This is a genomic window from Bacillus sp. 05T31 (assembly GCF_056396725.1).
Genome location: NZ_JBFTMA010001140.1, coordinates 1 through 824 on the forward strand (window position 1 = coordinate 1; position 824 = coordinate 824).

1 protein-coding gene is annotated in these 824 nt (G+C 31.5%); it reads left to right on the plus strand.

Annotation, left to right across the window (positions count from 1 at the left end; all coding sequences use genetic code 11):
• Window positions 1-674: 674 nt before the first annotated feature.
• A partial coding sequence (locus AC1DJR_RS31945) for a MarR family transcriptional regulator (protein ID WP_477004462.1) occupies window positions 675-824 on the plus strand: 150 nt, incomplete at its 3' end.

The following is an 824-nucleotide window of genomic DNA, read 5'->3' on the forward strand; positions in this document are numbered from 1 at the left end:
GCAGGAAGCATTCGCATCTTTATTCATGTGAATGATATTTACTGTGAAAAAATATCATTCTATTTAAATTGATATAAATAATAATCGATTGATATTTAAATAAATAATTAGTAAAATCACACATACTGTTTGTAAAAATKGTATAAAACCAGCAAAAAGAATATTAGAGTAATCTATTCAGAGGCAACGATGCATCGTTTGGAGATTGGATAAAAAGTATAATTATAAAAAGCAACTTGTCGTATAAAATGGCACGTTGCTTTTTTTGTATTTGAAGGGAGTGAATAACATGGAAAAAAATACATTAAAAAACATATTCCACATGTATTGGTTTTACATCGTACGTTTTCAGGATGGCGCAGAACAACGTATAAGCCGAAATAAGCTAATTTACGAGAATCATATACTTTCCTATCACGAGAACTTCAGAGATTGTTTGGTGGAATTCTATGAGCTTAGAGACAACGAATCATTACATTCATTCTACCAATTTATAGTGGATGCTGTTAACTCTCTGAATAAACAGGAAAGAATACTGATTTATGAGCGATATCTACATAAGAATCATTACAAGTCTAATAGAAAACACTATATGGAATTGGATATGAAGCCACACCAATATGACAAGTTGCTGCAATCAGCCAGTGGAAAGATAGTAGCACGTTTAGAAAAAAATGTTTTTGCTAACAATAGCGATCTACTCGGACAATAAGTTTATTCCATTCTCAATTACAGAATTAGAGAATTACACGAATTTGAGTAGAGCTACGGTTACAAGACTTGTGAAACAGTTAGAAGAAAAGGGATTTATCGAGGTTCAAAGG